19 protein-coding genes and 1 pseudogene are annotated in these 15,723 nt (G+C 71.0%); 7 read left to right on the forward strand and 13 right to left on the reverse strand.

Going from position 1 to position 15,723, the window contains the following annotated elements; translation table 11 throughout:
- Nucleotides 1–5: 5 nt before the first annotated feature.
- From argF to LG634_RS32180, 5 genes and pseudogenes are all read right to left on the reverse strand, one after another.
- Nucleotides 6–1,007, reverse strand: a complete 1,002-nt coding sequence (gene argF / locus LG634_RS32160; protein WP_226739130.1) for an ornithine carbamoyltransferase — start codon at nt 1,005–1,007, stop codon at nt 6–8.
- Between the two features lie 61 nt (nt 1,008–1,068).
- Nucleotides 1,069–2,292, reverse strand: a complete 1,224-nt coding sequence (locus LG634_RS32165; RefSeq protein WP_226739132.1) for an arginine deiminase — start codon at nt 2,290–2,292, stop codon at nt 1,069–1,071.
- Nucleotides 2,293–2,981: 689 nt separating this feature from the next.
- Nucleotides 2,982–3,143: pseudogene (locus LG634_RS32170) on the reverse strand (DM13 domain-containing protein); the annotation flags it as partial.
- A gap of 53 nt (nt 3,144–3,196) precedes the next feature.
- Nucleotides 3,197–4,000 (reverse strand): NAD-dependent epimerase/dehydratase family protein, encoded by an 804-nt coding sequence (locus LG634_RS32175; RefSeq protein ID WP_226739134.1) that lies wholly within the window; start codon nt 3,998–4,000, stop codon nt 3,197–3,199.
- A gap of 54 nt (nt 4,001–4,054) precedes the next feature.
- Nucleotides 4,055–4,867: an NAD(P)H-binding protein gene (locus tag LG634_RS32180; protein WP_226739136.1), complete on the reverse strand. Its 813-nt coding sequence runs from the start codon at nt 4,865–4,867 to the stop codon at nt 4,055–4,057.
- 87 nt (nt 4,868–4,954) lie between these two features.
- On the opposite strand from LG634_RS32180, the gene LG634_RS32185 reads away from it, so the two are divergent.
- The 3 genes from LG634_RS32185 to LG634_RS32200 all read left to right on the forward strand — a co-directional run bounded on the left by LG634_RS32185 (nt 4,955) and on the right by LG634_RS32200 (nt 6,853).
- Entirely contained in the window at nt 4,955–5,377 is a 423-nt protein-coding gene (locus tag LG634_RS32185) for a winged helix-turn-helix transcriptional regulator (RefSeq protein WP_226739137.1), read from the forward strand.
- A gap of 601 nt (nt 5,378–5,978) precedes the next feature.
- Nucleotides 5,979–6,536, forward strand: a complete 558-nt coding sequence (locus tag LG634_RS32195; protein WP_226739139.1) for a hypothetical protein — start codon at nt 5,979–5,981, stop codon at nt 6,534–6,536.
- Nucleotides 6,533–6,853: a transcriptional regulator gene (locus LG634_RS32200; RefSeq protein ID WP_226739141.1), complete on the forward strand. Its 321-nt coding sequence runs from the start codon at nt 6,533–6,535 to the stop codon at nt 6,851–6,853. Before LG634_RS32195 ends, LG634_RS32200 begins: the two co-directional genes overlap by 4 nt.
- A 59-nt stretch (nt 6,854–6,912) precedes the next feature.
- Here the strand turns inward: LG634_RS32200 and LG634_RS32205 are convergent, their stop codons facing one another.
- Complete coding sequence (locus LG634_RS32205) at nt 6,913–7,425, reverse strand: hypothetical protein (RefSeq protein WP_226739143.1); 513 nt, start codon at nt 7,423–7,425, stop codon at nt 6,913–6,915.
- 432 nt (nt 7,426–7,857) lie between these two features.
- On the opposite strand from LG634_RS32205, the gene LG634_RS38350 reads away from it, so the two are divergent.
- Complete coding sequence (locus tag LG634_RS38350; protein WP_226739145.1) at nt 7,858–9,096, forward strand: VCBS repeat-containing protein; 1,239 nt, start codon at nt 7,858–7,860, stop codon at nt 9,094–9,096.
- 59 nt (nt 9,097–9,155) lie between these two features.
- Here the strand turns inward: LG634_RS38350 and LG634_RS32215 are convergent, their stop codons facing one another.
- From LG634_RS32215 to LG634_RS32230, 4 genes are all read right to left on the reverse strand, one after another.
- Nucleotides 9,156–9,680 (reverse strand): hypothetical protein, encoded by a 525-nt coding sequence (locus tag LG634_RS32215; RefSeq protein ID WP_226739147.1) that lies wholly within the window; start codon nt 9,678–9,680, stop codon nt 9,156–9,158.
- Complete coding sequence (locus tag LG634_RS32220) at nt 9,673–10,599, reverse strand: DUF6286 domain-containing protein (protein WP_226739149.1); 927 nt, start codon at nt 10,597–10,599, stop codon at nt 9,673–9,675. Before LG634_RS32220 ends, LG634_RS32215 begins: the two co-directional genes overlap by 8 nt.
- Nucleotides 10,596–10,778 carry a hypothetical protein gene (locus tag LG634_RS32225; protein WP_226739151.1) on the reverse strand — a complete coding sequence of 61 codons (183 nt, stop codon included), beginning with the start codon at nt 10,776–10,778 and terminating at the stop codon, nt 10,596–10,598. The genes LG634_RS32220 and LG634_RS32225 overlap by 4 nt, the downstream gene beginning before the upstream one ends.
- 62 nt (nt 10,779–10,840) lie before the next feature.
- Nucleotides 10,841–11,317 carry an Asp23/Gls24 family envelope stress response protein gene (locus LG634_RS32230; RefSeq protein ID WP_226739153.1) on the reverse strand — a complete coding sequence of 159 codons (477 nt, stop codon included), beginning with the start codon at nt 11,315–11,317 and terminating at the stop codon, nt 10,841–10,843.
- A 271-nt stretch (nt 11,318–11,588) separates the two neighbouring features.
- Here LG634_RS32230 and LG634_RS32235 point away from each other — a divergent pair, with 271 nt between their 5' ends.
- From LG634_RS32235 to LG634_RS32245, 3 genes are read left to right on the forward strand one after another with little or no spacing between them, the layout of a single operon-like run.
- The gene (locus LG634_RS32235; protein WP_308072725.1) at nt 11,589–12,068 is read left to right on the forward strand and encodes an RNA polymerase sigma factor; all 480 of its coding nucleotides are present in this window, start codon (nt 11,589–11,591) and stop codon (nt 12,066–12,068) included.
- Complete coding sequence (locus LG634_RS32240; protein WP_226739157.1) at nt 12,059–12,685, forward strand: Asp23/Gls24 family envelope stress response protein; 627 nt, start codon at nt 12,059–12,061, stop codon at nt 12,683–12,685. Before LG634_RS32235 ends, LG634_RS32240 begins: the two co-directional genes overlap by 10 nt.
- The gene (locus LG634_RS32245; protein ID WP_226739159.1) at nt 12,682–13,011 is read left to right on the forward strand and encodes a hypothetical protein; all 330 of its coding nucleotides are present in this window, start codon (nt 12,682–12,684) and stop codon (nt 13,009–13,011) included. Before LG634_RS32240 ends, LG634_RS32245 begins: the two co-directional genes overlap by 4 nt.
- Nucleotides 13,012–13,044: 33 nt before the next feature.
- Here LG634_RS32245 and LG634_RS38355 read toward each other — a convergent pair whose 3' ends face one another.
- From LG634_RS38355 to LG634_RS32260, 3 genes are all read right to left on the reverse strand, one after another.
- Nucleotides 13,045–13,608, reverse strand: coding sequence for a helix-turn-helix domain-containing protein (locus LG634_RS38355; protein ID WP_308072724.1), 564 nt, complete (start codon nt 13,606–13,608; stop codon nt 13,045–13,047).
- A gap of 899 nt (nt 13,609–14,507) precedes the next feature.
- The gene (locus LG634_RS32255) at nt 14,508–15,029 is read right to left on the reverse strand and encodes a hypothetical protein (RefSeq protein WP_226739161.1); all 522 of its coding nucleotides are present in this window, start codon (nt 15,027–15,029) and stop codon (nt 14,508–14,510) included.
- A 2-nt stretch (nt 15,030–15,031) separates the two neighbouring features.
- Nucleotides 15,032–15,723: hypothetical protein (locus LG634_RS32260; protein ID WP_226739162.1), on the reverse strand; the 692-nt coding region annotated here is incomplete at its 5' end.

The raw sequence follows: 15,723 nt of genomic DNA on the forward strand, positions 1-15,723 counted from the left end.
CCTGTTCAGTCGCCGAGGGTGGCGACGAGGACGGCCTTGATGGTGTGGAGCCGGTTCTCCGCCTGGTCGAACACGATGGAGTGCGAGGACTCGAAGACCTCGTCGGTGACCTCCAGTGCGGTCATGCCGGTCCGTGCAGCGATCTTGGCCCCGACCGTGGTGTCGCTGTTGTGAAAGGCCGGCAGGCAGTGCATGAACTTGACCGCGGGGTTGCCCGTCGCCTCCAGGGTCTTCGCCGTCACCTGGTAGGGCTTGAGCAGGGCTATGCGCTCGTCCCACATCTCCGGCGGCTCCCCCATGGAGAGCCACACGTCGGTGTAGACGAAGTCGACGCCTGCCACGCCCTCGGTCACGTCCTCGGTGAGGGTGATGCGCGCACCGCTGACGGCCGCCGCCCGCCGTGCCTGGTCGACGACGTGCGGGGCGTTGTGCAGGGATCGGGGGCCGACCATGCGTACGTCCATGCCGAGCATCGCGGCGACGATGAGCAGGGAGTTGCCGACGTTGTTCCTGGCGTCGCCCAGGTAGGCGAAGGCCACCTGGTCAAGAGGCTTGTCGGTGTGCTCCCACATGGTGAGCACGTCGGCGAGCGACTGGGTGGGGTGCCACTGGTCCGTCAGGCCGTTCCACACCGGAACGCCGGCGTGCCGGGCCAGCTCCTCCACCAAGCGCTGGTCGCTGCCCCGGTATTCGATCCCGTCGTAGTAGCGGCCCAGGACGCGTGCGGTGTCCTTGATGGACTCCTTGTGCCCGAGCTGCGAGCCGGCCGGATCGAGATAGGTCACGTGCGCGCCCTGCTGGTGCGCGGCCACTTCGAAGGCGCACCGGGTCCTCGTCGAGGTCTTCTCGAAGATGACGGCGATGTTCCTGCCGCGCAGCCGCTGTTCTTCGCGCCCCTCCCGGCGGGCGGTTTTGATGTCGGCGGAGAGTTCCAGCAGGTGGCGGAACTCCGCGGGGGTGAAGTCGAGTTCCTTCACGAACGGGCGCTGGTGCAGGTCGTCGTGCACGGGGTTCTCCTTGGTGCGTACGGGGTGTGCGGCGGACGGGCGCGGGGACGGGGCGGGGTGGTCAGGCAGCATCGCGCTCGACGGGGCAGGTCATGCACCGCGGGCCACCGCGTCCCCGGCCGAGCTCGCTGCCGCGCACGGTGACGACCTCGATGCCGTTCTTGCGCAGATGGGTGTTGGTGGTCACGTTGCGCTCGTAGGCGACGACCACGCCGGGTTCCACGGCCAGCACGTTGCAGCCGTCGTCCCACTGCTCCCGTTCGGCGGACCGCAGGTCCTGGCTGGGGGTGAGGACGTTGACGGAAGGCAGCCCCAGGGCGTCGGCGATGGCCCGGTCCATCTCCTCGGGGGCGTGGTCGGTGACCTTCAGGCCCTCCCCGCCGGTCTCCGGCTCGATCGTGGCGGAAGGCAGCATGCCGAGGCCGGCGTACCGGGTGAAAGTGTCTCCGCTGACCATCGTCATGACCGTGTCGAGGTGCATGAAGCTGCGGCTCTTCGGCAGGCGGACGGCCACGATCCGCTGGGCGGAGCCCGCTGCGAACATGCGCAGGGCGAGGTTCTCCACCGCCTGAGGGGTGGTGCGCTCGCTCATTCCGACGAGCACCGCACCGTTGCCGATGACCAGGACGTCGCCGCCCTCGATGGTGGCGGGATAGGCCGCCTGCCCGTCCGTCCACCGGTGGAACTCCTGCTTCGCGAAGAGGGGGTGGTGCCGGTAGAGGGCTTCGAAGTGGACGGTTTCACGGCGCCGTGCCCTCTTGTTCATCGGGTTGACGCTCACACCGTCGTACACCCAGCACGAGGTGTCGCGGGTGAAGAGGTGGTTGGGCAGCGGCGCGAGGAGGAAGTCGTCGGGCGCCATGGCGTGCAGTCGTACGCTCGGCACCGGGCCCGTGCGCTCCAGGAGTTCGGCCTTGGTGACGCCGCCGATGAGGCAGGCGGTCAGGGCCGCCGGCTCCAGGGAGTCGAAGTACGTGCGGAGCCGGTCGGTGCCGAGGACGCCGAACTCGCGTTCGTCGAAGACGCGGTCCATGACGAGCTGCCGGGCCTCGATGCCGTCCAGCGTCTCGGTGAGCAGGTCGGCCAGCAGATGCACGCGTACTCCGCGGTCCCGCAGGACATCGGCGAAGGCGTCGTGCTCCTCGCGGGCGCGCTTGGCCCACAGCACGTCGTCGAAGAGGAGCTCGTCCTTGTTGGTGGGTGTGAGGCGGGTGAGTTCGCGGTCGGGGCGGTGCAGGATGACCTGCTTCAGACGGCCGGTCTCGGAGTCGACGTGAAAGGTCACAGGGGTCCCCCGGAGATGAGGAAGAAGGGCGCACTCGACGAGCGCCGTATCGGGACGTGGTGCTGGCCGGGCGTGCGCTGGGGGGCCGCCTCGGGGAGCACTTGAACCCTGTCACTCGCGTACCCTGCGCGTCCGGCCGCAACAGTCCCTGGTCGCGGGCCGGACGGCACTCTCCGGGAGGACCCGTTCGGTCGCCCCGCAGGGTCTTTCGGCCCTGGGGGCAACAGCCGCAACGAGGCGCGGCAGAGCGGGCGCAGCAGCGGTCACGCGTCTGCGCGCGGCACGGAGGCCGCGGGTGGCAAGGTGTCCTCGTGTCCGGCTCCGTGCCGGAACCGGAGGACCCCGCACGGTCCCGGGTGCGGGAACGGCCCGGAGGTGCCGGCGAAGCGCGCGGCAGCCGCCGAACGTGGACGGCCGACGGTCTGCGGCGCGTTGGCAACCAGGCGCCGTGCGCTGACCTGCCGTGGGGCGGGCTACGCCGCCGGAGTACCGGCCGTCGCGCCCATCAGGCCGGAGTCCCCCTGCTGCCCCCGCTCGCCGCGAAGGCTGCGGCTGGTGCCGGGCCCGCTCGTACTCCTCCGCAGGCAGGTCGACACCCCTCTCCGGCTCAGCCGACGGGTAGGGCCGCTGCCGTCCGGGGGGCGCGGCCGGTTCTCGCGCACATGGACCAGCAAGCCCGTGGCGCGTGTCGCCGCCCCGGAGGAGACGTCGAAGCGGTCGCACCAGATCGCGACGCTCGTGTAGTCGGTGAGGTGTACGCCCGCCGGGATCGCGTAGTTCTGGTCGTCCTTGTCGCCCTTGAGCTTGTCCAGGCTGACGTACTTGCCGTCGTCGGACACCCTCCGGCCCGCCGCGTGATGCGGCAGGTGGAGGACAGCGCAGGCAGGCGTCCCCGGGCCTGCTCTCAAGGCCGCAGGTGCTGCAAGGTGAACTCCGGCGTTGCGTACGGGCCGCCCTGCGGAGCCCCCTGCGGTCCTGGGGTGTCGGCGCCCGGGATGCGTCCGGCGTGGGTTTCGGCGTCGTCCACGGGTGTGTAGTCCAACTCCGCTTCCACCGGCAGCCGCCAGAAGCGGCGGGCATTGGCGGAGACTGCATATACCGTGGCGAACCGGGTGGAAACAGGAGCCGTGAGCGCGGCTTTGACATAGCCGACGGTGTCGCGCGGACTCAGCCATGTCGCCAGGTGGCGGGGCTCGGTGGGGGCCTGCTCGAAGCTGCCGATGCGCAGGCAGATGACGGACAGCCCGAACTTGTCCGCGTACAGGCGCCCCAGAGCCTCGACCGCGACCTTGCTCACCCCGTACAGGCCGTCCGGGCGCGCCGGTTCCTGTGGTCCGGTGAGGTGCTGCGTCGGATAGAAACCGGTCACACGGTTGCTGCTGGCCAGCACCACCCGCCCGGTTCCGTTGCGTCTGGCTGCTTCCAGAACGTGATGGGTGCCCAGCACGTTCGCTTCCAGCAGCGCGTCGAGGGGCGCCTCGTCCGGCAGGCCACCGAGGTGGAGGATGCAGTCCGCTCCTGAGAGCGCCACCTCCACGGCCGACGCATCTCGCAGGTCGACCGTGTGCACTTCCTCGTTCGCCGCCTCCTTGTGCAGCGGTACGCGGTCGAGAAGGACCACCCTGTCCGCCTCGCCCCGCAGGGCTTGCCGCACCCAGGAACCGATGCTGCCTGCCGCACCGGTGACGGCTACCGTTCCCAAAACCATCGCTGATTCCCCTCCACAACTCGCAGCATTGCGCCCCCCGAAGCCATGATCATCTCACCGGTCGGGGCGCATCGCTGCTGCGGTGCTCGCGGCGACGGTGAGCGGGTCGCTGAGCGGTCGGCCGAGCAGTCGGGCGAGTTCGGGGCTCATGGTGCCGAGGAACCCGTGGCGGACACTGGTCGCGATCGAGGCGAGCATCGGCGGCTGGAACGGCAGTAGCGTGTCGTCAGCGCGGAGTTGGGCCCGGTACTCCCCCAGTCCGATGGTCCGGTGCGCGACCCCGAGGGATTCGGCGATGCCGACGGCGGTGATCGGTTCGCCGACCAGGTCATAGGTCTCCCCGGCGTGCGCGGCAGGATCGCCGACCACGGCCGCTGCGGCCGCGGCCAGGTCCGCCCGCGCCACAGCGGCGAGCGCTCCGTCGCCGAACGGCGATTCCACGCCGTCGGCGGTCCACGTCAGGAGCGTCCCGAAGAGTTCGGCGTAGAGCCCGTTGCGCAGGATCGTCCACCCGAGTCCACTGGACTTGATCAGCCGTTCGGTGGCCCTGTGGGCGAGGGCGAAGCCAAGGTGGTCTCCATCGCCGGCCAGGCTGGTGTACACCACGTGGCTCACACCATCGCGCACCGCAGCGTCCAGAGCTGCCTGGTGCCGGCTGATGACCCGGTCGTCCTCGGCATACCCCGCCGAGACGAGCAACAGCGTCGAGACGCCGGTGAAGTCGAGGCTCGTGGGGTCGTCGAAGTCGATTCGACGCTGCCCCTCCACGGGCGATCGAGTGCCGCTCAGTGCGGGCACGTGCCGCTCAGCCAACTCTTGGAGCGTGAGAGAGGCGAGGTGCCCGTTCGCACCGGTCACCATGATCATTGCGGTTCCGTCTCCTGCCGTGGTTCTCTTCAGTAACTACGGTGAGATCTTCAACCGGCTCGAATCAGCCCACAAGGAGGCAGTGTCGTGTCAGTGACGCACACCGGGGTAACCACTCAACCCGCTGAACTCGAACCCTGCGGACAGCAGGATCACGCCGACTGCGGAATCCGCGACATCCTCGACCGGGTCGGCGACAAGTGGTCGGTCCTCGTCATCGTCGAGCTCGCCAACGGCCCGCGGCGCTTCCGGCAGCTTCAGCGCGCCATCGAGGGTATCTCGCAGCGCATGCTGACCCTCACGGTGCGCCGGCTGGAGCGCGACGGGCTGGTCCTTCGGACGGTGTATCCGACCGTGCCGGCCCAGGTCGACTACCGGCTCACCGAGACGGGCGTGAGCCTGACCCATCTCGTCAGGGCACTTGCCGAATGGTCGCTCAAGCACCGGGCCGGCATCGCCCGAGCGCGTGAGAGCTACGACCGCGAGCACCCCGGCAACGAGATCCGCTGATCAACGAGGATCGTCCAGATCTTCATGCGGGCGAAGGCATGCGCGACGCGGGCCCAAACCTGCTTGTGGGCGGGCCGTGTTCCTCTTTGCCAAGCGGGGAGTCCGGCCTGGCCGCCCTCGCACCGCCGAACCGTGATGGCGCGAGGGCCCAGTCCGGCGAAAGGTGCCGTCCAGGAGGGCTCGGACGCCAAGGTCGCACCGGCCATCCCCAGATCAATTCACCGTCGGCCTGCAGGACTTGCTGTGCGAGGTGAAGGCCAGGCTCTCGTCGGCGTCCCGCGTGCGTGCACCGATGCCCCCACAAGGGCATGAGGCCGCCTTCGACCGCGCGAACCACCAGAGTGGGTCTCGGGCAGCGATCACCGCACGGGACGCGAGGAACAGCCCTGCAAATGAAGGCAGTTCCCACAGGCACTCGGGAACCCTCTGGCACCGCTGGCGACCACACCGCAGTCCCTGCGCCGGCAGATCCTCCCCTCCTCCGGCATCGCTCTCTCAGGCTCGTCAGCCCATCGTGACCTGACCTCGACCCCTGGCGGGCCAAGGCGCTTTCCATGACTCTATGATGCAGAGTTAGAAACACGGTATGGAAGGTGATGTCATGATTTCTGGCGATGATGCGCGTGAGGCGATAGCCGCGGCTCGTGACGCAGCGGCAGCGGGGCGGCATGACAGGGAAGCGGGATGGATTCCGCTGCTCACGTTCGGCGGTGCGCTGTTGCTGGGCTGCCCCCTGGCGGTCCATGTGGAGCGGCCCTGGTTCAGCCTGCCGTTCTGGCTTCTGATCGGTCCCGCCGCCTATGTGCTCGTGGGATTCTGGGGGCGTCGTCGTTCCGAGGAACTCGGGCTGAAGGTGTTCAGCGGTCGGCGACCGCAGGGATGCGGGGTGCTGGTGGTGTTCGCGCTCGGCATCGCGTATCCGCATCCGCTGGCATGGGGGATCTGCGGGGCATTGCTGCTGATGGTGATCGCGGCTTCGCTGCGCAGCGGAGCCGTGCGTCTGGCCGCCTTGGTCATGTTCCTGGTGGGCGGTGCGGGCGCCCAGCTGATCGCTTCGGAGACAGGGCCGGGGTGGGAACTCGCCCTGTTGTACGGGGTGCTGGGTGGAGCCCTGGCAGCGTGGGGTGCGGTGTCGGGGCGGAGGACGGCGTCGCGATGAGCACAGAGGGACACGCGCTCGAAGTCGATGATGTCGTGCATCAGCGGACCCGCCTGTCGATTCTGAGCCTGTTGAACGAGGTGGGCTCCGCCGAGTTCACGTATGTGCGGGACACGCTGGACTTGACGGACGGCAACCTCGGTCGGCACGTGGAGGTGCTGACGGGTCGGGGCTTGGTGACGTGTGAGCGGCGACCTGCCCTGGGAGGGCGTACCCGGATGTGGGTGACGATCACGCGTGAGGGCCGTGCGGCGTTCGGCGCGGAGATCGAGGCCTTGCGTCGGCTGGTGCAGCGGTACGACGCGCCTCGCGGCTGACGAAACGGCCGGCGGGTCCGACCAGGGGGTCGGGCCCGCCGGCCGTTTCCGTTTGCCGATCAGCCCTTCAGTTGGAAGGCGACAGCGCCGTCGCGCCCTCCTTCACGGAACCAGGTCAGCGTCACCTTGGTGCCTGCGGGGTAGCTCTTGTTGATCTGCCAGTGGAAGTAGGCGGCCCCGGGCGTGCAGTTCGCGCGGCTCGACGATCCGCTGGCTATGGTCGCCCCGCTGGAGTTGGTCACCTTCCAATGACCCTTGTAGTCACAGACCATGCCTGGGTACTGCCGGCTGATGTGCAGGCTGTTCACGTGCTTCTTGCTGCCCTGCACATCGCCGCAGACCGTGCCTCCCCCACGGCCCCAGGTGCACCCGTTGGCCGAGTAGACCGATGCCCCGGGCACCACCGGATCTCCCGCCTGAGCGCCGTCTTCCTCGTCAGGGGCGACCTGGACCCATCGGACGTTCTCGGCAGGGGGATCTGCCGCGAGGGCCGCAGGGGCGGTTCCGGCCAGCAGTGAGGTTGTCGCGACGACGGCTCCCGCGAGGACGGCCAGGCGCTGACGACAAGTCATAGAAATTCTTCTCCACACGATGGGGACGGAGCGTCAGGTGACGCACCGTCTGTTGATCTTGTGAAGGTCTACCGGCTCGGCTCGGGTCCGGAGAATGATCAAGTTCACACGGCTCGATAAACATGACGAATGACTCTATTGATCCCAAGGAGTCCCAACTCGGACAGCCGTCCCGAAGTGCCGCGAGGCCGGCTTCGCCGCGCCCTCCCCGGTACCGGCCGACGGATCAGCCCGCCGCGGATCCCTTCGTGACCTTCCCCTTCGGAACCGGACCGGGCGGAGCCGCGGGCGATGTCGAGTGCACCATCCGCAAGGCGGCACTGCCCCTGCCGGAAGGGTTGTGGGAACTGTACGTACAGACCGCGGACGGGCGGGCCAGGCGGCGGCTGCGCCCCCGCGTGGGCAGAGCCTGCCGATCCGGCGGCTCCTGCCGTGAAGAGCGTCGCTGCGGACCTGGTCGTCACCAAGGCGGAACTCCAGTTCCGGGAGTACGACCGGACACGCGTCTGGGCCATGGAGGGCGAAGGCACTCCGGGGGCACAGATTCAGTTCAAGGTGCCGGGTTTCATTTGGCACGACCTCCTGAAGGTCTCCACGGACGGCACCTGGCACACCTCCACCTACATCTCCAAGTACGGGCAGGGCGCGACCACCAAGGAATTGACGTTCCGTCAGATGCTTGAAGGTGGCACGTGGTCGGCGGTGAAGACAGCGGAGGTGACCGTTGCGGCACCGGTGATCAGCGCACCGGACACGTCCGACACCCCCCGCCCCGAGATATCCGGAAGGGGGGTGCCCGGCGCCGAGGTGACGCTGCGCATCGGCGACACGGACTTCGGCTCCGCCACCGTCGACGACCACGGGAACTGGTCCGTCGTGCCGGACGAGGACCTGCCCGCCGGAACCAGCACCCTGACGGCCGTGGAGGTGCTCTTCGGCATGACCTCCCCGGCGACCCGGAAGCCGATCACCCTGCCCGGCGCCGAACGGCGGGTATCCGCAAGGGACCTGTCCGAGGTCGTCCTCGCCGACGTCACCGGCGACGGCAAGGGCGACATCCTCGCCAAGCCGGAGGACTCCGCCGGCCTGTACCTGTTCCAGGGGCGCGGCGACGGCACGTTCGAGCACGGCACCGAGGTCTTCGACGGCTGGGTCTACGCGCAGACCGTGGCCGGCGACTTCGACGGCGACGGCACAGCGGACCTCGTCGCCACCGACGGCGACGGCACCCTGCACCTGTGGCGCGGCAAGGGCGACGGGACCTTCGGCGAACGGCAGAAGCTGACCGGCTGGACCGGCAAGGAACAGACCACCGCCGGTGACATCGACGGAGACGGCATCACCGACCTCGTCGCCCTCGACACCAAGGACCACCGGCTCAAGCTGTGGAAGGGCACGAAGGGCGGCTCGGGCAATCCCTTCGCCCGGCCGCAGGTCCTCACCCGGTGGGAGGGATTCCGCCAGAGCAGCCTCGGCGACCTCGACGGCAAGGGCCTGGCCCACCTGGTGGCCGCCACCACCGACCCCAGGACGGGCAAGACGAGCCTGCGGCTGCGGAAGTCCAAGGGCGCTCCCCGGCAGACCGCACGTTCACCGCAGAAACGATTGTTGTTACCGCAAACAGTCCACGGCTCGCTCACGGGGCCGGCGCTGCGGCGGCTCGGCGGCTGACGTGAGGGCCCTCGCGCAGCCCTGGCCACGTGCGGGCAGGCCAGGCAGCGGCGACCGTGTCACAGTGCCCGACGGGGGCGGGGCCGCTGGACGCGCAGCCGGATCCGGGTCTTGAGGTGCCGGGGTGCGAGCAGGGCCGCGAACTGCGTGAGGACGCCGTGCGTCACTGCGGACAGGACCTCGCCGGGGTGGGCCGTGCTGTCCACGGTGAGGGTGACGGCCAGGGTCATCGTGTGCCCTCGGCCGGTCAGGCGGCAGCTCGCTCGAACGACGCCGGGGACGGCCGAGCATCCTGTTCGGACGGCACGGCGGACGGCACGGCTGTCCAGATGGCAGCCGGGTGCGGGAAGGCCGAGGCGGCGCGGAGCACGCCGCGGAACCTGTGCGACGAGCAGGACCGACGAGGCCGCCAGGGCGGCGCAGGCCGTGAGGATCAGCGGGCCGGGCCCCGCGTGCCGCAGCTGCCGGAGTGCGGCGTCGACGACCTGGTTCCCGACCCTGCCTGCTGCGGCACCTGCGGCTGCCAGGAGGGCGAGTCCGGTCAGAGCGAGCACAGTCCGGTTGGCGACGGTGCGGCTACGCATCCGCCCCTTCCTCTCCGGGCCGGACGGTTCCCGTTGCACGTGCCCCACGGGTGCCGGCGAGCACGATCCGCACCCTGGGTTCCCGTGCCGGCGCCATGGACCTGATGGTGTGCGAGAGGGCCTCGGCCGCCGCCTCCCGGAGCTCCTGCGGCCTGCCGGAGGCCACGTGGGCCCGCACGGTGATCGTGCGCGGCGTGAAGCGTACGCTTCGCACGCGCAGCCCCGGGACTTGGGCGAGGGCAGCCCGCGCCAGACGTGCGGCATGTGTCCGTGTGGTTCGGGCCCGGACCGGAACCGGCTGGGGGCAGCCGAGTGCCAGGGCGCGCCGGTGGCCCGGGGTGAGCGCCAGGAGGATCAGCCAGACCCCGGCGGCAGCCGCCGCCACAACCACCACCGCCGGGGGCACGAAGGACAGGCTCGCGGACGCGTGCGCCACCTCCTTCACCTGCTTCCACGGAGGCGGGGGAACGCCGGGGACGTAACGCCGGCAGACGGTCCACAGCAGCAGGACCGACAGAACGCACGCGGCGGTGCCCAGCCCTGCGGCGGCGGCCCGGCGCGGGGACCACGGCCGGTGTGCCGTGAACGGTGCCGGGGCCATGGCCTCCGGGCGGGGACGGTCCGGTTCGGGGGTGAGCCTGCGGACCCGGATGTACGCGGGCGCGATGTCCGCACCGGTCAAATACCCGGTGCGCCGGGTCAGATGGCGGTGGAGGTCTGCCATCCGTTCGACGTTGCCGGGTGCGGTGAGCGGCAGCTCCACGTCCACGGTCACCTCGACGGAACGTCCCGTCCTGCGTGCGGTGCCGTGCAGGACGTGCCCGCCGGCCGGGACGGTGATTTCGGCGCAGGCCTGCCGGGCGATCTTGGCCGCCACCCGGTCGGAGACGACGGTGACACCGCGCTGGGAGGCGCTCACCGCTGCCTGCGCTCGGCGACCAGGAAATCGCGCAGGTCCCCGCCCCGCCCAGTGTGACGGCCGGCCGCGTAGCCGAGCCCGCCCAGGGCCGCGACCAGGAGGAACGCGCCGAAGCCGCCGAACCAGCCGGCGAAGCCCAGCGCCATCCCGGCCACCATCCCGAGAACGTCCTTGTCCATGTCTGCCTTCCTTCCCTCGTCGACGTCGTGCCGCATCCGTACGGAGACGGAGCCGGGTGGGTTCAGGCCACCCGTGCTTCGGCGGTGTGCTCCGTGTCGTCCCCGGGCAGGTGGACGTCGGTGACCGCGATGTTCACCTCCACCACCTCCAGTCCGGTGATCCGCTCCACCGCGGCGATCACGTTCTCCCGGACGTCGCGGGCCACGTCGGGGACCGGGACGCCGTACTCCACGACCAGCTCCACGTCGATGGCGGCCTGCCGCTCCCCCACCTCGACCTTCACACCGCGCCCGACGTTGGGACGCCCGCCGGGCACCCGGTCGCGGACGGCGCCCAGCGTGCGGGACAGGCCACCGCCCATGTCGTGGACACCGGGAATCTCCCGCGCCGCCCGCCCGGCGATCTTGACGACCACGGTGTCCGAGATCGACGTCCTGCCCCGTGTGCCCGCGGGTTCGCTCACCTCGGTACGGCCCGCCACGGGCGCGCCGTTGGCGTGGTCCCGGCGGGTCGGGGTCTGCTCCTGCGTTGCGGTCATCTCTGCTCCCTGAACTGGTTCGTCTACGGCTCGCACTCCATTGACACTGCCGGCCCGCCTTTCGTTACGGACTCCTTCCGTGAACGGGTGAACAGCAGTGCGTATCGGTGGGGCGTAACGAAAGCCGGGCGGGCGGTGTCAAATCAGCGGAGGCTGGAAGGAGCCCGTGTTGAACGCTCGGTGGGGCCCGGACGAGGATGAGCAGACGGCCGAGGCGGGTGACCGGTTGCTGACCGTCCGGGCGGCGGAAGGAGACGAGGAGGCGTTCGAGATGCTGGTACACCGTCACTCCCGGGCCGTGCTGCAGCTCGCCGAACGCTTCATGGGCAGCCGGGCCGAGGCCGAGGACGCCGTCCAGGACGCCTTCGTCAGCGCCTGGCGCAGCCTGCCCGAATACCGGGGCGAGGCCGCGTTCGGCACCTGGCTGCACCGCATCGTCACCAACCGGTGCCTGACCCTGCTGCGGGCCCGCAGACCTGCCGCCGACCTCGACGCGGTCACCGAGCCCGTGGCACCGGAACACCAGTCCTCACCCGCCCGCGCCGCCGAATCACACGCCGCCGTACGCGACCTCGCCCACGCCATGGGCGCGCTGTCCGCGGAACAGCGGGTCTGCTGGGTGCTGCGCGAGATCGAGGGGCAGCCCTACGAGACGATCGCCCAGGCGGTGGGGATCCGGCCCGAAGCTGCGCGCGCACGCGTCTTCAGGGCCCGGCGCATGCTGACGGAGGCGATGGCCGCATGGCGATGAACCATCCGCACCCCGACGACCCGGCCGAGGACGAAGACCTCGAACTCCTCGCCTGCGGACGGGACCTGGCGACCGTGTGGGAACAGGCCGGCGCGGCCGGCACAGCCGGTGCCGACCCACACACCGCCGCCTGCACCTACTGCCGGCAGGCCGTGGCGGACCTGGAACACCTGCGCGCCGCCCTTCCCCCGGTCACCGCACCGTCCACCGACATCGACACGGCCGCCGTGGTGCGGCGGGTCATGGACGCGGTCCGCCTGGAACTGCGCCCCGGACGCAACCTGCCGCTGGGCGAGGCCGACGAGGAAAGCTGGATCTACGAGTCCGTCGCGGCCCGCACCCTGCGCAACGCCGCCCAGCAGGTGCCCGGAGTGCTCGCCGGGAGCTGCCGCATTGCCCCGCCCGGCAGCCGCACCAGCCCCGCGCGGGGACCCGTCACCGTCCGCCTCGGCATCACCGTCGCCTACGGGCTCGACCTGCAGGCCACCACCCGCGCGGTGCGGGAGAGCCTCGCCCGCGCCGCCCGGGACCGACTCGGCCTGCCCGTCTCGGACGTCCACGTCACCGTCACCGACCTCCACCAGCCCCCCGACGAGTCACAGGAGGCCAGACCGTGACGAGCGAACGGACGGGGTACCTCTCCCGGAACGTCACCGAAGCCGTCCTCGCTGTGCCCGGCGTCGCATGCCTGCGCCCCGGCCTGCGCAGCCTGCTGCACACGGCGGGCGCACGACCGCCGGCCGCCCGTGAACCCGGAGCCCCGGGGTCCGCGGTGCGCATCACCTTCGACTCCCGGGGGTCGGTTGCCGGGCTGCAGATCGATGTCGTCATCCGCGCCCAGCAGCAGGCGGCCCGCACCGCCAGGGCCGTGCGGGCGGCGGCCGCCGAGGCGGCGGCGGTCGCACCGGCGGCGGTGAGGGTCACCGTCACCGGCATCGTGTGACCGCCCCGCCCCGCCGCACCGGACCGGGCCCTGCTAGAAGGGCGGCGGGCAGGTGAGGATCACCCACAGGGCCAGCGACCAGGCGCAGGCCGCTGCCCCCAGGCGCCGGAGGCAGCGGATGCGTTCCGGCGCGACAGGATCCGGCCCGCCCACGGCGCAGCGCACCACCCCGCCGGCGACGGGCACGACAGGATCCGCCGGCTGGGTCGGGGCGGGCCGTCGCAGGGCGCGCGGCAGGGTGTCGGCCGGTCGGGACGCAGGGTGCAGGACGGCTCCGGTCCCACGTCGACCACGGTCGGCGCCGCGCACCGCGTCGAGGGGCCGCGTCGTGTCGCCGTGTTGGGCGAGACCGGCCAGGAACCGCCGGTAGGCCTCTTTGCGTCGGCCCCTGGGGGTCGAACGCCCGTACTCCCACGACCGGACCGTTGCCGGCGTCACCCCGAACGCCTCGGCCACCTGGCGGGTCGACAGGCCCCACTGCTCACGCAGTCGGCGCCGCTCGCCCGGCTCGGGCAGATCGCACCACCGGAGCCGGGAAACCCGTGCCGGAGCGAAGACGGTCTGACTGGGGATCATCTGCTGATGCGCTGTGGTCATACCGATGTGACAATCCGCGCGCGCGGGCCGTGACGCGAGCGTACGGACGTTCACCCGGAGGATGCATCAGTGATCGAGTCGGGTCGCTGCAGGATCCCCACCCGGCAGGACGTACCGCCCGGTCGTCCCGGATCCCGGCCGCTCCCCCGGCTTCGCACCGCGCATGGGACGGGGACGGCCCTTCGCCCACGGGGCCTTCGCCGGCGGTGGCGCGTGCGGCGGCGAAGGCGAGCGCCGCCCGTATCGCCTTTCCCCGCCGGCCCCGGGCCACGGGCCGGCCCTCGGCATCCCGCCGGCCCCACTGGTAGGCGAGCACCTCCGCTGCGGCCGGGTCCACGTCCTTCAGCAACGGGCGGCCACCGCGTCCGTACGGCGCCGTGCCTCGGCGAGCAGGTCGTCCATGCCGGGAGAGGGGCGACCAGTGGCATCCGACACGAGTCCTCCGGGTGAGCCGGCCGACGGGCGGACGGCATGGCGAGCCAGAGCAACAGGCCAACAGTCCAACAGGCCACGCACGACCCTACGGCCCCGGACTCGCTCGGCACGGAGCCCGCGGTGGCCGAGGCCTTCACCGCACCACCGGTCAGAACAGCAGCTCGGCGGCGAGGTGGCCGGAGCCGACCCGTACGCACGGGCGGAACCCGCCTGCGCCGTCGCCGCGGAACAGCCAGGGCGCTCCGGCGGCGTCGCGCGCGACCAGATCCGGGCGGCCGTCGCCGGTGGAGCGTCAGCCAGGACCGGCTGTCACCGGGCCTGTTCGCCGCCCTCGGCGCCTACGCCCGGACCCTCCCGGAGCCGGCCCCGCCCACGCCCGGTCACCGAGCCCCCGCCGGCTGCTGCGGCGCACGCCCGTGATCCGCAGCACCACCGCCCTCCACCCCTGCGCGCGGCCGCCCGGCCTACCCGGCGATCGTGTCGCTACAGTCGGGCTGCTCCTCGTGCGCAGCGATCGCCTGCGCCCAGTGCGCGTCGATCTCCGCATCGGACAGGGGCGGCTTCTCCTTGGCGAGCATCACGTACCCGTCGCCGTACGAGCCGCCGAGAAAGAACCCGACCACGTACTGACGTCCCGGCACCAACGTGACCTGAGCCGGGTCCTCCGCCGCCTTCTGTGACCCACCCGGCGCATCCGCTCCCTGCCCCAGCCGCAGCAAGCTCTTCAGGCCGCCCTTGAACACACGTTCGACCTGCACGTCGTACAACTGAACGCCGCCCGGGTCCTCCTTCACGAAGGCTCCGCGACCCTGCACGGTCACCACGGCCAGGTTCTGGTTGTTGGTGGCAGCCAGCTCGTCGGTCGACATGTCCGCCACGCACAGAGACTCCGTGCGGGTGGGGGCTCCGTCGGCAACGTACGCGTACGCACCGAGCGAGCCGGCCAGGACGGCGGCGGTCGCCGCCGCGATGACGACGTGCTTCACGATCAGCCCCAGAGCTTCTTGTAGTTGGCCTGGTCGACAGCGGGTACCCAGGTCATCGGGATGCTCGGCGCGGACTTCCACATCAGCGAGACGATCCGGCCGCTCTTGTGGCACAGGCCGAGGGCGTGCCCCAGCTCGTGCAACGCGACGTAGCGTCGGAAGTCCGTGGTGTTGTACGGCCGGGTGTTGAGCTTCTGCTCGTTCATGCGGATCAGGTCGGTCGCGCCGATGCCGCCGCGCCACACGTACGTTCCCAGCGGGGCCGTCGCCCCGCTGCCGCCGTTGTGGTCGATCCAGTCGAGATCGTTCGACGTCACGGCGGAATCGGCCAGGATCTTGATCGTCGAGCCGCTGTACGTCCAGCCGGGCGTGGAGGCCGCGTACTCGCGTGCGTCGTCGTAGGCGGTGTCGTCCGTCCAGCGGACCTCGCCCTCGTCGACCGCGGACCGGGACTTCTTCTCGACCTCGGGTGACACGCAGGGGGCCGGGGCGGCGGGTGCCATCGGCGAGGCGGCGGCCGGCGCGGGAAGCGCGAGAACGGCCGCTGCGGCCATGGCGGTGGCGAACGGCAGGGTACGGACGCCGGGGGCGTGCCGATGAGCCGGCAGGGGCACGGAGGTCTCCTTCGGCCGGCGGCTGCGGGTGGCTGCGGGTGGCTGCGGGTGGCTGCGGGTGGCTGCGGGTGGCTGCGGGT

It is taken from the genome of Streptomyces bambusae (genome assembly GCF_020532645.1).
In the GTDB taxonomy this organism is placed as follows: Bacteria; Actinomycetota; Actinomycetes; order Streptomycetales; family Streptomycetaceae; genus Streptomyces; species Streptomyces bambusae.